Origin of the sequence: Synechococcus sp. PROS-U-1 (assembly GCF_014279755.1) — a bacterium.
Classification (GTDB): Bacteria; Cyanobacteriota; Cyanobacteriia; order PCC-6307; family Cyanobiaceae; genus Parasynechococcus.
This window is the reverse complement of record NZ_CP047951.1, coordinates 2250258-2264993: the sequence shown is the minus strand read 5'-3', so window position 1 is coordinate 2264993 and position 14736 is coordinate 2250258. Positions and strand designations below refer to the sequence as shown.

13 protein-coding genes, 1 tRNA gene and 1 pseudogene are annotated in these 14736 nt (G+C 61.8%); 7 read left to right on the top strand and 8 right to left on the bottom strand.

The window, feature by feature from the left end; all coding sequences use genetic code 11:
• Positions 1-23: 23 nt before the first annotated feature.
• Positions 24-1343, bottom strand: a complete 1320-nt coding sequence (plsX, locus tag SynPROSU1_RS12320) for a phosphate acyltransferase PlsX (protein ID WP_186570748.1) — start codon at positions 1341-1343, stop codon at positions 24-26.
• The gene (gene rpaB / locus SynPROSU1_RS12315; RefSeq protein ID WP_186570747.1) at positions 1324-2070 is read right to left on the bottom strand and encodes a response regulator transcription factor RpaB; all 747 of its coding nucleotides are present in this window, start codon (positions 2068-2070) and stop codon (positions 1324-1326) included. The genes plsX and rpaB overlap by 20 nt, the downstream gene beginning before the upstream one ends.
• A gap of 90 nt (positions 2071-2160) precedes the next feature.
• Between rpaB and radA the strand changes: the two genes are divergently transcribed.
• The gene (radA, locus tag SynPROSU1_RS12310; protein ID WP_186570746.1) at positions 2161-3558 is read left to right on the top strand and encodes a DNA repair protein RadA; all 1398 of its coding nucleotides are present in this window, start codon (positions 2161-2163) and stop codon (positions 3556-3558) included.
• A gap of 1 nt (position 3559) precedes the next feature.
• On the opposite strand, the gene SynPROSU1_RS12305 is transcribed toward radA, so the two are convergent.
• Entirely contained in the window at positions 3560-4081 is a 522-nt protein-coding gene (locus tag SynPROSU1_RS12305) for a photosystem I assembly protein Ycf3 (RefSeq protein ID WP_186570745.1), read from the bottom strand.
• An 85-nt stretch (positions 4082-4166) separates the two neighbouring features.
• Here SynPROSU1_RS12305 and SynPROSU1_RS12300 point away from each other — a divergent pair, with 85 nt between their 5' ends.
• From SynPROSU1_RS12300 to holB, 3 genes are read left to right on the top strand one after another with little or no spacing between them, the layout of a single operon-like run.
• Positions 4167-6494: a cation-translocating P-type ATPase gene (locus SynPROSU1_RS12300; RefSeq protein ID WP_186570744.1), complete on the top strand. Its 2328-nt coding sequence runs from the start codon at positions 4167-4169 to the stop codon at positions 6492-6494.
• Entirely contained in the window at positions 6491-7120 is a 630-nt protein-coding gene (gene tmk, locus SynPROSU1_RS12295) for a dTMP kinase (protein ID WP_186570743.1), read from the top strand. The genes SynPROSU1_RS12300 and tmk overlap by 4 nt, the downstream gene beginning before the upstream one ends.
• Positions 7117-8070, top strand: a complete 954-nt coding sequence (gene holB, locus SynPROSU1_RS12290) for a DNA polymerase III subunit delta' (protein ID WP_186570742.1) — start codon at positions 7117-7119, stop codon at positions 8068-8070. The genes tmk and holB overlap by 4 nt, the downstream gene beginning before the upstream one ends.
• An 8-nt stretch (positions 8071-8078) precedes the next feature.
• Here holB and SynPROSU1_RS12285 read toward each other — a convergent pair whose 3' ends face one another.
• The 4 genes from SynPROSU1_RS12285 to SynPROSU1_RS12270 all read right to left on the bottom strand — a co-directional run bounded on the left by SynPROSU1_RS12285 (position 8079) and on the right by SynPROSU1_RS12270 (position 10178).
• Entirely contained in the window at positions 8079-8867 is a 789-nt protein-coding gene (locus SynPROSU1_RS12285) for a response regulator transcription factor (protein ID WP_186570741.1), read from the bottom strand.
• Between the two features lie 280 nt (positions 8868-9147).
• Positions 9148-9219: transfer RNA gene (locus SynPROSU1_RS12280), tRNA-Asn, on the bottom strand.
• Positions 9220-9235: 16 nt separating this feature from the next.
• Positions 9236-9925, bottom strand: coding sequence for an ABC transporter ATP-binding protein (locus SynPROSU1_RS12275; protein WP_255444913.1), 690 nt, complete (start codon positions 9923-9925; stop codon positions 9236-9238).
• The gene (locus SynPROSU1_RS12270) at positions 9915-10178 is read right to left on the bottom strand and encodes a hypothetical protein (RefSeq protein ID WP_186572390.1); all 264 of its coding nucleotides are present in this window, start codon (positions 10176-10178) and stop codon (positions 9915-9917) included. The genes SynPROSU1_RS12275 and SynPROSU1_RS12270 overlap by 11 nt, the downstream gene beginning before the upstream one ends.
• 164 nt (positions 10179-10342) lie before the next feature.
• Here SynPROSU1_RS12270 and psbD point away from each other — a divergent pair, with 164 nt between their 5' ends.
• Positions 10343-11398 (top strand): photosystem II D2 protein (photosystem q(a) protein), encoded by a 1056-nt coding sequence (gene psbD / locus SynPROSU1_RS12265; RefSeq protein WP_006851499.1) that lies wholly within the window; start codon positions 10343-10345, stop codon positions 11396-11398.
• Between the two features lie 48 nt (positions 11399-11446).
• Here the strand turns inward: psbD and SynPROSU1_RS12260 are convergent, their stop codons facing one another.
• The gene (locus SynPROSU1_RS12260; RefSeq protein WP_255444677.1) at positions 11447-12187 is read right to left on the bottom strand and encodes a hypothetical protein; all 741 of its coding nucleotides are present in this window, start codon (positions 12185-12187) and stop codon (positions 11447-11449) included.
• 87 nt (positions 12188-12274) lie between these two features.
• Here SynPROSU1_RS12260 and SynPROSU1_RS12255 point away from each other — a divergent pair, with 87 nt between their 5' ends.
• A complete protein-coding gene (locus SynPROSU1_RS12255; RefSeq protein ID WP_186570739.1) occupies positions 12275-13210 on the top strand; it encodes a hypothetical protein in 936 nt (311 codons plus the stop codon).
• Between the two features lie 29 nt (positions 13211-13239).
• Positions 13240-14730: pseudogene (locus tag SynPROSU1_RS12250) on the top strand (DUF2079 domain-containing protein); the annotation flags it as partial.
• Between the last annotated feature and the right edge of the window lie 6 nt (positions 14731-14736).

The following is a 14736-nucleotide window of genomic DNA, read 5'->3' as shown; positions in this document are numbered from 1 at the left end:
GGTTGAAGGACGTGTCGCGTCAGTCAATCACAACCCTGATGCAGTGTTGCGAGATCGTCCATCACGCCATGGCTCGCAGCGGAGTGGGCAATGCGCAGGGCACTGACCACCGAGAGGGCACGGCTGCTGCCGTGGCCGATCACGGAAATGCCGTTGACGCCCAGAAGCAAGGCTCCACCGTGTTCGGCATGGTCCAGCCGCTTCTTGATGCGCTTGAGGTTGCTCCGCAGGAAGGCCGAACCCACCTTGCCGCGACGGCCCCGGGGCAATTCAGCCCGCAGCACCCCCAGCAGAACGCTGCCAACGGATTCGAGGAACTTCAGCAGCACATTGCCGGTGAATCCATCGCAGACCACCACATCGAAGTCTCCTGAAAGCACATCGCGCCCTTCGCAGTTGCCAGCGAAGTGCAGCCTCGATTCGTCCCGCAGCAGTTCGTGGGTTTTCAAGGAAAGATCGTTTCCTTTGCATTCCTCCTCACCGATGTTGAGCAGGCCGATCCGAGGCTTGCTCACTTGAAGAACATCCCGGCTGTAGATGTTCCCGAGCAGGGCGAATTGATGCAGATAGGTGGGTTTGCAATCCATGTTGGCGCCGACGTCCAGCACCAAAACGGGCTGGCCGGGATCCTTGGTCGGGAACAACGCACCGATGGCTGGTCGGTCGATCCCCTTCAGCCGTCCCAGACGAAATATCGCCGAGGCCATCACGGCGCCGGAATTCCCGGCTGAATACACCGCCAGGGCCTCTCCTTTCTTCACGAGGTCCATCGCCACATTGATGCTGGCGTCCCGTTTGCGCCGCACCGCCGTGGCCTCGTCATCCATGCCGATGGAGGGGCCACTGGCCACCAGGTCCAGATGCCCTGCTGCCCGTGCACTTTCCAGGGATTCGCGTAGGCCGAGGCTGTTGGCGGCGGCCATCACCCGCTCGATTTCCCCCACGAAGCGGATCTTCAGGGGCAGCCGGTCAATGGCGTCCAGACATCCCTCGAGAATCGGCCCTGGCGCATGGTCACCGCCCATGCCGTCGACGGCGACCCAGAGACGCTCCGCATCGTCAATTCCGTCGGTGTCGGTGCCCCCCTGCAGCCAGCGCAGGGGGTCGAACACCAGAGGTTGGAGAACACTGCTGGCCACCGTGCCGGCTCCAGACACCACGGTTTCCGCCACGTTTCCCGCCATCGATCCAGCTGCCGTTGCTGAATTGGCAGCACCATCAACGATGGTTGTGACGGCGGCGTTACGCCGATACCAGATCACCAGGCGACGGATCGCCCGAGGACGGTTGGTCTTGTTCCGCGGCTGAGGGGCCGGGGTGGGATCAGGGACCTTCGGAGGCAACGGAATCGACGATGCGCTGGAACAGGTAGCCGGTTCCCCGAGCTGTGAGGATCAACTCGGGATTTGCTGGATCATCCTCCAGCTTGGAGCGCAGGCGGGAGATATGAACATCCACCACCCGGGTATCCACGTGGCGTTCAGGGGTGTACCCCCAAACCTCTTTGAGGATCTCGCCGCGGTTGAACGGTTCACCGGAACGGCTCACCAGCAGTTCCAGCAGGCTGAATTCCATCCCTGTCAGCCGGATCCGTTCATCGCCACGGAACACCTGGCGTTTGTTGGTGTCGATCCGCAGGTCGATCACCTGAATGACGCCGGAGTTGGGGATGCCTGCAACCTGCTCCTTCTCAACCCGTCGCAGCACGCAGCGGATGCGGGCTTCCAGCTCCTTGGGGCTGAAGGGCTTCACCACATAGTCATCGGCCCCGAGCTCAAGCCCCGTGATCCTGTCGGCGACGTCACCGAGGGCTGTCAGCATCACGATGGGAACGTCCGATTCCTTGCGCAGCTCCTGGCAGACGCCGTAGCCGTCCAGCTTCGGCATCATCACGTCCAGCACCACGAGGTCTGGCGCGCAGGTGGGGAACAATTCCAGGGCTTCGGTGCCGTCGCAGGCGGTCACCACGTTGTACCCGATCATGGATAACCGGGTTTCCAAGATCCGTCGGATCGATGCCTCGTCGTCGACCACGAGGATCGTTTCCTTGGTAGGAGCCGTGGCCGTCATGGGCACCGAGGCATTAGTCACTTCTCGCCACAAATAAAAGGGCATCCCCCTGTTTCGTTCATTCAACGGCAACTTTCTTCACAGTTCGCAGTGCCCAAGTCCACCGCTGTTTTCATCTGTCAGGTCTGCGGAGCCCGTGCTCGACAGTTTTTTGGCCGTTGCCCCGAGTGCGGCAGCTGGAATTCCCTGGTGGAGCAATCCCAGCCTCCAGCCGATGGCCGTCGCCGCCGCAGTGCCCCGGATCCAGAGGTGGCTGCTGCACCGAGACGTTCCACGGCCATGGCCTCGCTGGAGGATCAACCGCTGCGGCGCCTGGCAACCGGCTCCGCTGAATTTGACCGTGTTCTGGGTGGCGGCCTTGTGCCGGGTTCGCTGGTGCTCGTGGGCGGCGATCCGGGGATCGGGAAGAGCACATTGTTGCTGCAGAGCGCCTCGGCAATGGCGGCCGGTGCATCGGTGCTTTATGTGAGTGCTGAGGAATCGGCGCAGCAGGTGAAGCTGCGGTGGCAGCGGCTTGCCGGAGGGGCTTCGGAGCTGCAGTTGCTTGCCGAAACCGATCTGGAGCTGGTGCTGGAGGAGCTGGAGGCGCTGCGTCCCGCTGTGGCGATCATCGACAGCATTCAGGCGTTGCATGACGCCAACCTCACCAGTGCTCCGGGGTCGGTCGGCCAGGTTCGTGAATGTGCGGCCGCGCTGCAACGGCTGGCCAAACGCCAGAACATCTCCCTGCTGTTGGTGGGTCACGTCACCAAGGAAGGCATGCTGGCGGGCCCGAAGGTGTTGGAACACCTTGTGGATGCGGTGCTCACCTTCGAAGGAGACCGCTTCGCCAGTCACCGCCTGCTGCGCGCCGTCAAGAACCGCTTCGGCGCCACCCATGAGTTGGGCTTGTTCGAGATGCAGAGCGGTGGCTTGGCCGAGGTGGGCAACCCCAGTGAGCTGTTCCTGAGCGATGCCCGTGCCTCCGGTGTTGCCACGATCGTGGCCTGTGAGGGCACACGATCACTGGTGGTGGATCTGCAGGCCCTGGTGAATGTCACCAGCTATGCCAGCCCCCGTCGTACGGCCACAGGGATTGGCACAAACCGCTTGCACCAGATCCTTGCGGTGCTGGAGAAGCACATGGGGCTGCCGCTGTCCCGCTTTGATTGCTACCTCGCCGTCGCCGGTGGTCTGGAGGTGGAGGAGCCGGCGGCGGATCTGGGGGTTGCTGCGGCGGTGGTCGCCAGCTTCAGAGACCTCACCCTGCCCGCGGGGACGGTGTTGATCGGCGAGCTGGGCCTGGGGGGGCAGCTGCGTCCTGTGGGCCAGCTGGAGCTGCGGCTCCAGGAAGCGGCACGGCTGGGATTCCGAAGGGCTGTCGTGCCCCGGGGCAGCGGCCTCGGAGATCTGGCGTCGGGTTTGGATTTGGCTCTTCTGGAGGCCGATAGCGTCACCGAGGCCTTGGTGCTGGCGCTTGGTGACGCTGTGCAGCCTGATCAGGCCTGATTCAGAAGTAGACGTCGACGTTGCTGCGGCCCGTTGACTTCAACCAGTTCTCGATATCGAGATACCCGCCGGGATTGAGGCGCACCGCCTGGGTCCAGACGTCGGCCGCCTGGTCAAACCAGCGATCGGCTTCGTCTTGCCGACCGCCTTCCTCGGCGATTCGCCCCCGTTTCTCGTAGATCAGCCCCATGTTCTTAAGGCAGGAGGGTTGCTTTGGGTTTTCTTCGAGAGCCTGCTGGTAGGTCTCGATCGCCCGCTCCTCCTCGCCGTTGGACATGTAGATGATGGCCATGTTCTTGAGGGTTTCACTCCGGTCTGTGGAGTTCTCCTCAAGCTTCAGGGCTTCCTCGTAGTTCTCCAGCGCCTCGGCGTAATCACCGTCGTTCTGGGCCGAGAGGCCGTCGCGGTAATAGACGTAGGCCTCCTTCGAGCGGGCATTGATCGGCAACAGCTTGACGATCAGGTCCGCCATCACCGTGAAGCTCTTGTCAATGAAGTTGTCGTTGCGGTTGCTGCGGGGCACGGCGCTCCGGCGGACGGGCCCCCATCCTGACGGGACCGGAGCCCGACCTAGCCTGCTCGTAATGATCCCTGTTGCGTAAACACCTGTGAGCCCTGCGGTTCAGACCGTCGTCCTGGATGTTGAAGGGATGAAATGCGGCGGTTGCGTTCGCGCTGTTGAAACCACCCTGCTGGATCAGCCTGGGGTCCAGCGTGCCGATGTGAATCTGGTCAGCCGCTCGGCTTGGCTCGATCTCACCGCGGGTGAAAACGATGTAGCTGGGGTGTTGAAAGCCCTCGCAGACAGGGGGTTCCCGGCCAAAGAGCGCCCTTTGGATGACCCGATCGGTACGGCGGCTTCCGGGCAAGCGTTGCCGGGCTGGTGGCAGCAATGGCGACAGCTGATGGTTGCCCTGGTGCTGCTGTTGCTGTCCGTGCTTGGCCATCTCAGCGAGGCAGGGCATCTGTCGCTTCCCCTGATCGGCACCCTGCCCTTTCACGCCACGCTCGCAACGGTGGCTCTGCTGGGACCGGGCCGTCCGATTTTGATGGGTGGTGTTGTGGCGGCCCGTGCAGGGGCTCCCAGCATGGATTCCCTTGTTGGCCTTGGCGTGAGCAGTGCCTATGTGGCCAGCCTGGTTGCCTTGGTTTGGCCCCAGGTGGGTTGGCCCTGTTTCTTCAATGAACCGGTGATGCTGCTGGGGTTCGTCCTGCTGGGGCGTTTTCTCGAGGAACGGGCCCGTTTTCGGACAGGGCAGGCGTTGCAGCAACTTGCTCGGCTCCAGCCCGACACCGCCCGCCTGCTGTTGCCCGACGGAGCGATTCGTGAGGTGCGCGTTGGCGCTCTCCGGCCCGGTGAAACAGTGCAGCTGCTGGCCGGTGATCGCGTCCCGGTGGATGGCGTGGTGCTTGAGGGGGCCTCGGCTGTTGACGTCTCAAGCCTCACCGGTGAGCCTTTGCCGTTGCAGGCGGAATCCGGCACTGAGTTGGCCTCCGGCAGCCTCAATCTGGAGGCAACCCTGGTGTTTGAGGTCACTCGGGTTGGTGCCGAAACCGCCCTGGCCCGCATCATCCGCTTGGTGGAGCAGGCGCAGGCCCGTCGGGCGCCCATCCAGGGCCTGGCCGATCGTGTGGCGGGCCGCTTTTGCTACGGCGTCATCGGCCTGGCTGTCGCCACGTTTCTCTTCTGGTGGTTGTTTGGTGCCGGTTATTGGCCCCAGGTCCTCCAGGCTTCAGCGCCAGGGATGCCCCATGACCATGCGATGACCCATGCGATGGATCCTGCCCATGGGATGCATCACGGGGGATTGGGCAGTGGAGCCAGCACGCCGGTTGGTCTGGCCCTGCAACTGTCAATTGCGGTCCTTGTGGTCGCTTGCCCCTGCGCCCTCGGTCTGGCCACTCCAACGGTGATCACCGTGGCCACCGGCCTGGCGGCACGGCGCGGCTGGCTGTTCCGCGGTGGCGATGTGATCGAGACCGCTGCAGGTTTGGACCATGTGGTGTTCGACAAGACCGGCACCCTCACCTTGGGTCGCCCCCTCGTGACCGATGTGCATGGGGACGACCCGGATCGTCTGTTGCAGCTCGCAGCCAGCCTGGAGCAAAGCAGCAGGCACCCCTTGGCCTACGCCCTGCTCCAAGAGGCCCAGGGCCGGGAGCTCCCTCTTCTGGAGTGCCACGACGTGCGCACGGTGTCTGGCCAGGGGCTGGAGGGCCATGTGGAGGGTGCACCGGACCGAGTTCGTGTGGGCAAGCCGGACTGGTTGCTGGCGCAGGGAGTTGGCATTGCCGCCGCCGCCCAGGGCTGGCTCGCTGCCGCCGAAGGCTCGGTGGTGGCGGTTGCTGTGGGTGATCACCTGTTGGGACTGGTTCAGATCGAGGATCAGATGCGCCCGGATGTCGCTCCTGCGCTGCAACGCCTGCGCTCTCACGGTCTGGCCCTTTCGGTGTTCAGTGGAGATCGGGAGGCAGCCGTTCAGCGCCTTGGTCAGCAGTTGGGTTTCGCTGCTCAGGATCTGGGCTGGCAAATGCTTCCGGAGCAGAAGCTGCAACGCCTCGAGCAGCTGCGTCATGGGCAGAGGGTGGCCATGGTGGGTGACGGCATCAATGATGCGCCGGCTTTGGCCGCGGCTGATCTTGGGATTGCCATCGGTACGGGCACGCAGATCGCTCAGGACTCTGCTGGTCTGGTGCTGCTGGGAGATCGGCTCGACAACCTTCCCGAAGCCCTCAGCCTGGCCCGCCGCACTCTGGTGAAGGTGCGGCAGAACCTTTTCTGGGCCTTCGGTTACAACCTCATCGTTCTCCCGGTTGCCGCGGGTGCCCTTCTCCCCAGCCATGGGGTGCTGCTCTCGCCTCCTCTGGCGGCGCTGCTGATGGCCTTGAGTTCGATCACCGTGGTGATGAATGCCCTGGCTCTTCGCTTGCCATGACCGGACGCTTCATTGTTTTGGAGGGCATTGATGGTTGCGGCAAGACCACGCAGATCCGGCATCTGGTCGAGTGGTTGCCCAACAGCGGTCTGATGCCCAAGGGTGCTGCTCTTGTGTGCACCCGTGAGCCCGGAGGGACTCTCCTCGGGCGCTCAATTCGTGAACTGCTGCTGCATACGGCAGACCAGGAGGCGCCAGCTCCCACCGCCGAACTTCTGCTGTATGCCGCCGATCGAGCTCAGCATGTTGAAACGTTGATCCGACCGGCTCTGGAGCGCGGCGACTGGGTGATCAGCGATCGCTTTTCGGGATCAACCCTGGCGTATCAGGGCTATGGCCGTGGTTTGAATGGCGACTTGATTCAGCGCCTGGAACAAATCGCCACTACGGGCCTGCAGCCCGATCTCACCCTCTGGCTGAGCCTTTCTATTGAAGACAGTCTCCAGAGGCGCCTCGGGGACAAGCAGGACCGCATCGAAGCGGAGGGAGCTGCGTTTCTCGAACGGGTTGCGCAGGGGTTTGCGCAGTTGGCCCAGCAGCGCTCCTGGTGCTCCGTCGCTGCGGACCAGTCAGCCGGAGCTGTCCGTGCGGCTCTGGAACATCAGATTCGGGAGCATCTGGCTTGAGCGCGCTGTTTGAGGATCTGATCGGCCAGCACCTCGCCGTTGATCTGCTGTCGGCAGCCCTGGCCCAGGGACGCGTGGCCCCGGCCTACCTCTTCGCCGGTCCGGAGGGGGTGGGACGTCAACTGGCGGCGGTGCGTTTTCTGGAGGGGCTGCTGGCCGATGCTCAGCCTTCGGCTCGGCAGCGTCGACGCTTGCTGGAGCGCAATCACCCTGACCTGCTCTGGGTGGAGCCCACCTATCAGCACCAGGGCCGTCTGTTGACCCGTGCTGAAGCTGAGGAGGCGGGACTCAGCCGCCGCACTCCGCCACAGTTGCGGTTGGAGCAGATCCGAGACATCGGCCGCTGTCTGGCACGCCAGCCGGTGGAGGCGAAGCGAGGGATGGTGGTGATTGAAGCCGCTGAAGCAATGGCGGAGTCAGCGGCCAATGCCCTGCTCAAAACGCTTGAGGAACCAGGCCATGGGGTGCTGATCCTGTTGACGTCAGCCCCAGAGCGGCTGCTCAGCACGATTCGTTCCCGTTGTCAGTTGATTCGTTTCCTCCGCCTCAACCCCGACGCCATGGAACAGGTTCTTGAGCGCGCCGGTGCACAAGCTCAGGACGCTCCAGAACTGTTGGCGTTGGCCGCAGGTTCTCCAGGTGCCCTGATCGACCATCGCCGCAGTCTGGCGAGTGTTCCTGCGGAGTTGGTTCAGCGCCTCGATGCCCTCCCCGCCATTCCGATGGAGGCGCTGGCGCTGGCCCGCGATCTCTGCGAAGCCCTGGATGGCGAGCAGCAGCTGTGGTTGATCAGCTGGTGGCAGCACCGGCTCTGGCGCAATGGCAGCTCTGCCGTCATGCTCAAGCGCCTAGAGACGCTGCGTAGCCAGCTGCTCTGCTTCGTTCAGCCTCGATTGGCCTGGGAGGTGGCGCTGCTGGACCTCACCCCATCCGTCACAAAGGCCGCCTAGAGCGGCGATCAGGCCGAGGCCCGATCGCCTTGCTGCTTGCGTTCCTCGCGGGCCATGGCCACCACGTCCTCAAGGCCATCCATCTGAGCGCTGGTGGGGAGCTCCAGGCAATAGCCCGCTCCGTACACCGTTTTGATGAACCGCGGCTTGCGGGGATCGGGTTCCAGCTTGGTACGCAGGTGCCTGACATGCACCCGAATGGTCTCAATGTCGTCATCCGGTTCGTAGCCCCAAACCTCTTTGAGGATCAACGATGGCGCCACGGTCTGTCCGTGACGTTGGAGCAGGCAGTGGAGCAGTTCGAACTCCAGGTGTGTGAGCCTCACCGGTTGATCGAACCAGATGGCCTCAAAGCGTTCGGGCACCAGGGTGAGGGGCCCATAGCTGAGGATTTCGTTGTGATTCGTGGACCCGACAGGTGCACGATCACTGCGACGCAACAAAGCCTTGATCCTGACCTGAAGCTCTTCCAGATCAAAGGGTTTGGTCAGGTAGTCATCTGCACCGGAGTTGAAACCGCTGACTTTGTCCTTTGTGCCTCCTAGAGCTGTAAGCATCAGGATCGGAATGCCCGCTGTGCGGTCGTCACGCCGCAGGCGCTGACAGAGGGTGAGGCCGTCAACCTTCGGCAGCATTAGATCCAGCAGGATCAGATCAGGGGTGTACTGGAGAGCAAGGGCCTGACCTTTAATGCCGTCGTCGGCGCGCTGCACGTCGAAACCACTGTGCTCCAGGTGACCGCTCACCAGGTCGCGCATGTCCTGGTCATCTTCGATTAGCAGGATGCAAGGCTTCATGGTTTAGCGGCAATGCGGCTGGAGAAAAAGGAGCGCTTGTCTGTCGGGAGTAACGCTGAGCAGATTCTCTCAAGCTTTTCAAGTGTCTGCAGATTTTGGGTGGCGAGTCAGTGATGGGCTTGTTTGCAGGAGATCGTCTGCAGTGACAGCGATGTGAAGGCTTTTTTAGTTTTGTTTCTCGATCGGCTGTTTAGGAAGTCTTCCGCTTCGGGCAATCACCCGTCACGAAATTCCTTTTTTTGTCAATAAAAAAGCCACAGCAAATGCTGTGGCTTTAAAGCTCCCCGGGCGGGATTCGAACCTGCGACCAATCGATTAACAGTCGACCGCTCTACCGCTGAGCTACCGAGGAATGGCTCCCGGAGACCTTACCTCTCGAATGCGCCGCCCTGCAAGCGTCGTTGCAGTTCCATGCCGCTGGTCCATGGGCCGATGCGGCCATCGTGCATACGGGCCGCACCATCGGCGAAGGCCAACTCCCCCAATCTGTGGGTGATCCACAGGGCCGTGATCGGTTTGACGGGGTCTTTGCACAGGCGTTGCACGGTGTGCAGCACCGTGGTCTGACTGTCGGGGTCCAACAGGGCGGTCGGCTCATCCAGCAGCAGCAGTCCGGCATCACTCGCCAGGGCTCCGGCGATGGCCAGACGTTGTTTCTGGCCGCCGCTGAGGCTGTGAATGGGTCGCTGCTCCATCTGAACCAGGCCGAACTGTTTCAGTAGGTCTCGCACCGTGCTTTGGCGTTGCTTCCCTGGTTCTTGGGGGTCCATGCCAAGCATCAGATCACTGCCGCAACTGGGGAGCAACAGTTGATGGTCTGGGTTTTGAAACACCAGAGCTGTTTTGGTCCGGCAGTGAATGCGCCCGCTCTGAGGTTCCAAGAGTCCGGACATCAGGCGGAACAGGGTGCTTTTGCCGCTGCCGTTGCTCCCCACCAGCATCCACAGACCAGGGCCTGGGATCACAAGGTTGCAGTGGTCGAGGGCTTGATTGCCGTTCGGCCATCGATGGCTGACGCCCTCAACACTGAGTTCAGCGGTGGCGGTGTCAGGAATCAAAGGAAAAGCCGGGACGCTTGCTGCCACCCGTTGCCGAAGCCTTTTCATAAAGCTGAACGGCGAGAACTTCACTGACCAGCAGCGTCACTTTCTTGCCGTCCACTTTCTCGCAGGTGAGCTCCAGAAGGCGGGGTTGGCCGTGGTCGATGGCCTGGCGGATCTGCTGATACAGCGCATCAGCATCCGCAAGTTCTTTGCGCTGAACAGACACCGGGAGAGGACTCATGCGCAGGGCCAGTTCGATGACGTACAAAGCTTTAAAAGAGATCGATGCGCCATCTTCGCGGAGGGGGCGGCATCCCGTCGGTCCAGAAATGCGCATTTCTACTCATCCCTTCGAAATGGGTGCGGGGAGCCGCCCCATTTCCGTGATCAGCCCCTAGGCTCCTTCGTGTAACGGATCATGAAGCACTTCTCATGACGATCGCTGTAGGACGTGCGCCACAGCGGGGATGGTTCGACGTCCTCGATGACTGGCTCAAGCGCGACCGCTTCGTTTTTGTCGGCTGGTCCGGCATCCTTCTCCTTCCAACGGCCTACCTGGCCATCGGTGGCTGGCTGACAGGCACCACCTTTGTCACCTCCTGGTACACCCACGGCATTGCCTCCTCGTACCTGGAAGGTTGCAACTTCCTCACCGCAGCTGTTTCCACCCCCGCTGATGCGATGGGTCACAGCTTGCTCCTTCTCTGGGGTCCTGAAGCCCAGGGTGATTTCGTTCGCTGGTGTCAGCTCGGCGGCCTCTGGGCCTTCGTTGCCCTGCACGGCGCCTTCGCTCTGATCGGCTTCATGCTCCGCCAGTTCGAGATCGCTCGTCTGGTCGGCATTCGCCCCTACAACGCCATCGCCTTCTCCGGTCCGATCGCGGTGTTCGTCAGTGTCTTCCTGATGTACCCCCTCGGCCAGAGCAGCTGGTTCTTCGCCCCCTCCTTTGGTGTGGCAGCGATCTTCCGCTTCCTCCTCTTCCTCCAGGGCTTCCACAACTGGACCCTGAACCCCTTCCACATGATGGGCGTCGCCGGCATCCTCGGCGGTGCACTGCTCTGCGCCATTCACGGCGCCACTGTGGAAAACACCCTGTTTGAGGATGGTGAGCAGGCCAACACCTTCAAGGCGTTCGAGCCCACCCAGGAAGAAGAGACCTATTCCATGGTCACCGCCAACCGCTTCTGGAGTCAGATCTTCGGTATCGCCTTCTCCAACAAGCGCTGGCTGCACTTCTTCATGCTGTTCGTGCCTGTGATGGGCCTGTGGACCAGCTCCATCGGCATCATCGGTTTGGCCCTCAACCTGCGCGCCTACGACTTCGTGTCACAGGAAATCCGCGCTGCAGAAGATCCCGAATTTGAGACCTTCTACACCAAGAACATCCTTCTAAATGAAGGTCTGCGTGCCTGGATGGCACCGGCTGACCAGCCGCACGAAAACTTCGTCTTCCCTGAAGAGGTTCTGCCTCGCGGCAACGCTCTTTGATCAGGTCCGATGTTTCCTTAAACCGCCCAACTGGGCGGTTTTTTTTGTTCAGTTTTCGTCTGAATTAGCGCCCAGACGCAAGGTGAGATCAATGCCGTTGTGTTGATCGAGCAGCGCTCGCAGCAGTGCATCGATCAGCAAAATGATGCCAAGCAGCTCCAAGGCTTCCTCCAGGCCTGTGATGGCGCCATACCAGGGGCTATGCAGGCGGATCAGGCTGGATCGAACGGCGAAGCTGCCAACCATTTCCATGCCGATGGCGCCGCCGATGTAGACGGCACCTGAGCGCAGCAACCGTGCTGCCGTGGCTCTTGGGATCGACCCAAGGAAGCCGCGAAATCGCCACAGCATGACCAGGGCGAGGGCGGTGTAGGGGATCACCCAGGTGGATGCCAGGGCTGGGTGCACTTGGTGCCTTAGCCCCGGAATGATCAGGATCTCGTGGATCTGCAGGGCTTCGTCAAGCGCCAGAAAGATGAAAATCTTCGACAGCAAACGCCAGTCCCGTGCAGCGATGCGATCGTTGCTCTGCCCCAGTCGCTGCATCAATAAAGCCGCCATCAGCAACAGCGCGCTGCTGAACAGGGTGGGCAAATTGAGCTCTCTGTCCATGTTGAGGCTGTCGAGCCAATATTTCTCCTTACCGAAGCCGTAAATGCCCACTTGCACGATGCAATGGGCTACCAAAAACCCTGCGGTGATCACTGTCAGAACGTTGCGGACAGACCCTGGAGTGAGGGGGACGATCCAGGCCTGGCTTTGGTCCGCTGCTCTGGATTGCTGAGTCACGGTTGGATGGTGCGGAGGTTGAACGCAGGCCCCCGTATCCGTTTCTAAACCTTTGCTTAACCTGCGCTTTGCGCTAGGGACGAGTTGGTGGCAGTGATCTACACACGTGGTTGCGCCCTGAAGACCGCCATCACCGGCTTGTGTGTGGTGGTTGCGGCTGCGTCTCTTCTCACGTTGGTGGTGCAACTGGTGATTGCCGTGTCTGGCGGATCTGCTTTGGATCCCGGATGGGGTGTTCTGGCTGGTGTGAGCACGGCATTGGCGATTTGGGCAACTCGATCCCAGTGGCTGTTGCGGTTGCTGTCGGTTGCCGATCCCTTGGCCCATCAGGGTCGCGCGCGCGCGGTGTGGGGTCTGCTGGCCCTGGTGGTTCTGCTTGTTGTGGGCCTGAAGACCGGCTCTACGGATCGTGACGCCTACAAAAACCTGGTGTTTGGCGAGGGGGGGCTGGTCGAGTGGAGCCAAGTGCTTGTCCTTGTGCTCGCCACCCGAGCGGCCTGGTTGATTGGCACCGATTTGAACGCACGTCTTGAGGAGCGCCGACCCGGGCGTCTGTTCCAGATCGGCGCAGGATGCCTGGCTCTGGTTTTGATGGAGGAACTCGCCTGGGGGCAGGTGATCTTCAGTTGGCGGACCCCGCCCTTGTTGAACGAGATCAACGCCCAGAACGAGACGACCCTCCACAACATCGGCTGGTTTCAGGATCGATTGGATATGGGTACGTTCTTCGCGACTCTTGGTGTCCTGGCTGTTGTGGTTCTGGCCCCTCGCTGGATGCGAGCTCTGACCAAACGGTGTTCAGAGCCGATGGCGGCCGTGAACCAGGCTCTCACTCCCGCTTTCTACAGCTGGCCGTTGTTCCTTGCGGTTTCCGCACTGGCGTTCTGCATTGCCACCCGAAGCTTTTCCGATGTGATCCTCAATCGCGATCAGGAGTGGGGTGAGCTGGTTCTGTACACATCCATCTATTTCCTCTTGCTGCGCACGCGCGTGCTTCTTGGTCCCGTGCAGGACGCTCCGTAATCTGCCCAAAACCCATCCAGGACGGCTGTATGCGTCGACCCCTCGGCACTGATGCGCCCTCCACACCACGGTGGCCACGCAACGTGCTGGTGATGGCAGGCCTGTTTGCCCTGATCTGTTTCGCGCTTCAGGCCTGGCGGCTGTTCAGTTTCAGCGCGAGCTACGACCAGGCCCTGTTTCTCCAGGAGCTCTGGGCGACGGCTCAGGGGCGACCTTTTGAGAGCAGTTTGTCGTCGGTCCTGTCAGGTGCCGTCGCTGTCGACGGTGGTCTCCCTTCAATTGGATATTTGCATCTGGGGCAACACGCCAATTTTTTGACCCTGTCGCTTTCTCCGTTGGTGGCTCTCCTGGGGATGTGGGCACTTCCCCTGGTTCAGGTCAGCTTGCTTGCTGCAGCTGGTTTGGTGCTGTGGCGTTTGGCGGATTCCAGGCTGCCCCGACCCGTGGCCGAGCGCATCACCCTGGCCTACTTCCTTAGCGGTGCAGTGATCGGCCCCGTCCTGGAGAACTTTCATGATCTGGTGTGGTTGCCATTGCTGGCATTCCTTGTCGTGGGTGGTCTGTTAGACGCCTGCCTGTGGCGGGTGCTGCTGTTCGGGGCGTTGCTGTTGCTGGTTCGTGAAGACAGCGGTCTGTTGCTGTTTTCACTCGGTCTCTGGGCCCTGGTCCGCCGTCCCGATCAACGCCTCACCGGTGCCGTTCTGATGCTGGTCTCCTTTGTCTGGGTGCTGCTGGTTACGGGATGGCTGCAGCCGCTGGTCGACTCTTCCCTGTCGGATCGATTCCTGCAGGAGAAGTTTGGCCATTTGGCGGAGGATTCCTCCGGAGGAACGCTGGCCGTGCTGCTGGCCATGCTGCGCCGGCCTTGGGCTCTGTTGCAAGCGTTGGTATCACCGCCAGGGGCAACACTCGGCTTTCTGCTGGCATTGAGCCTGCCGCTGGTGTTTGTTCCCCTGCTCTCGGTGGATGCCGCTTTGCTGATGGCTGCTCCATTGCTCATTGCGCTGCTCTCGCAAGGGCGATCGGCCTTGTCGGTGACGCTGCGCTATGTGCTCGCTCTGGTGCCAGGGCTCTATCTCGGTGCTGTGCTCTGGTGGGAACGGCATCCGGCGGCCTGGTCGAGGCTGTGGGTGCGCAGCGCTTGGACCGCTGCCATCTCCCTTGGCCTTGTGCTCACGCTGGTGGGGAACCCTCATCGCACTCTCTCCGCTCTCATCCCAGACAGCTTTTCGCCTTGGATTCATGTCCCGCCCCAGCAGATGCTGCAACGCCGCCAGGCAGCGTTGAACGCCATGGCTCTGGTTCCACCGCAGGCCAGCGTTGCCGCTGACACCCCTTTGCTCCCCAAGCTGGCGGAGCGTGAGGCGCTGATCCGTTTCCCAAAGCATGTCGAGTACAACGACCGTGCGGGAACCGTGCGGGAGGTCGACTGGGTGGTGACCTTCCCCGGTTATTACACACCTCTGGCGCCGTTGTTTCGGCGTGAGCGCAAGCAACAGCGTGCGATTCGTCAGGAATTGGCCGAA

What these genes read in the sequence shown, in the direction of transcription:
- rpaB (WP_186570747.1), bottom strand. Translation starts at nt 2,070, where the DNA reads ATGACGGCCACGGCTCCTACCAAGGAAACGATCCTCGTGGTCGACGAC.
- tmk (WP_186570743.1), top strand. Translation starts at nt 6,491, where the DNA reads ATGACCGGACGCTTCATTGTTTTGGAGGGCATTGATGGTTGCGGCAAG.
- SynPROSU1_RS12285 (WP_186570741.1), bottom strand. Translation starts at nt 8,867, where the DNA reads ATGAAGCCTTGCATCCTGCTAATCGAAGATGACCAGGACATGCGCGAC.
- psbD (WP_006851499.1), top strand. Translation starts at nt 10,343, where the DNA reads ATGACGATCGCTGTAGGACGTGCGCCACAGCGGGGATGGTTCGACGTC.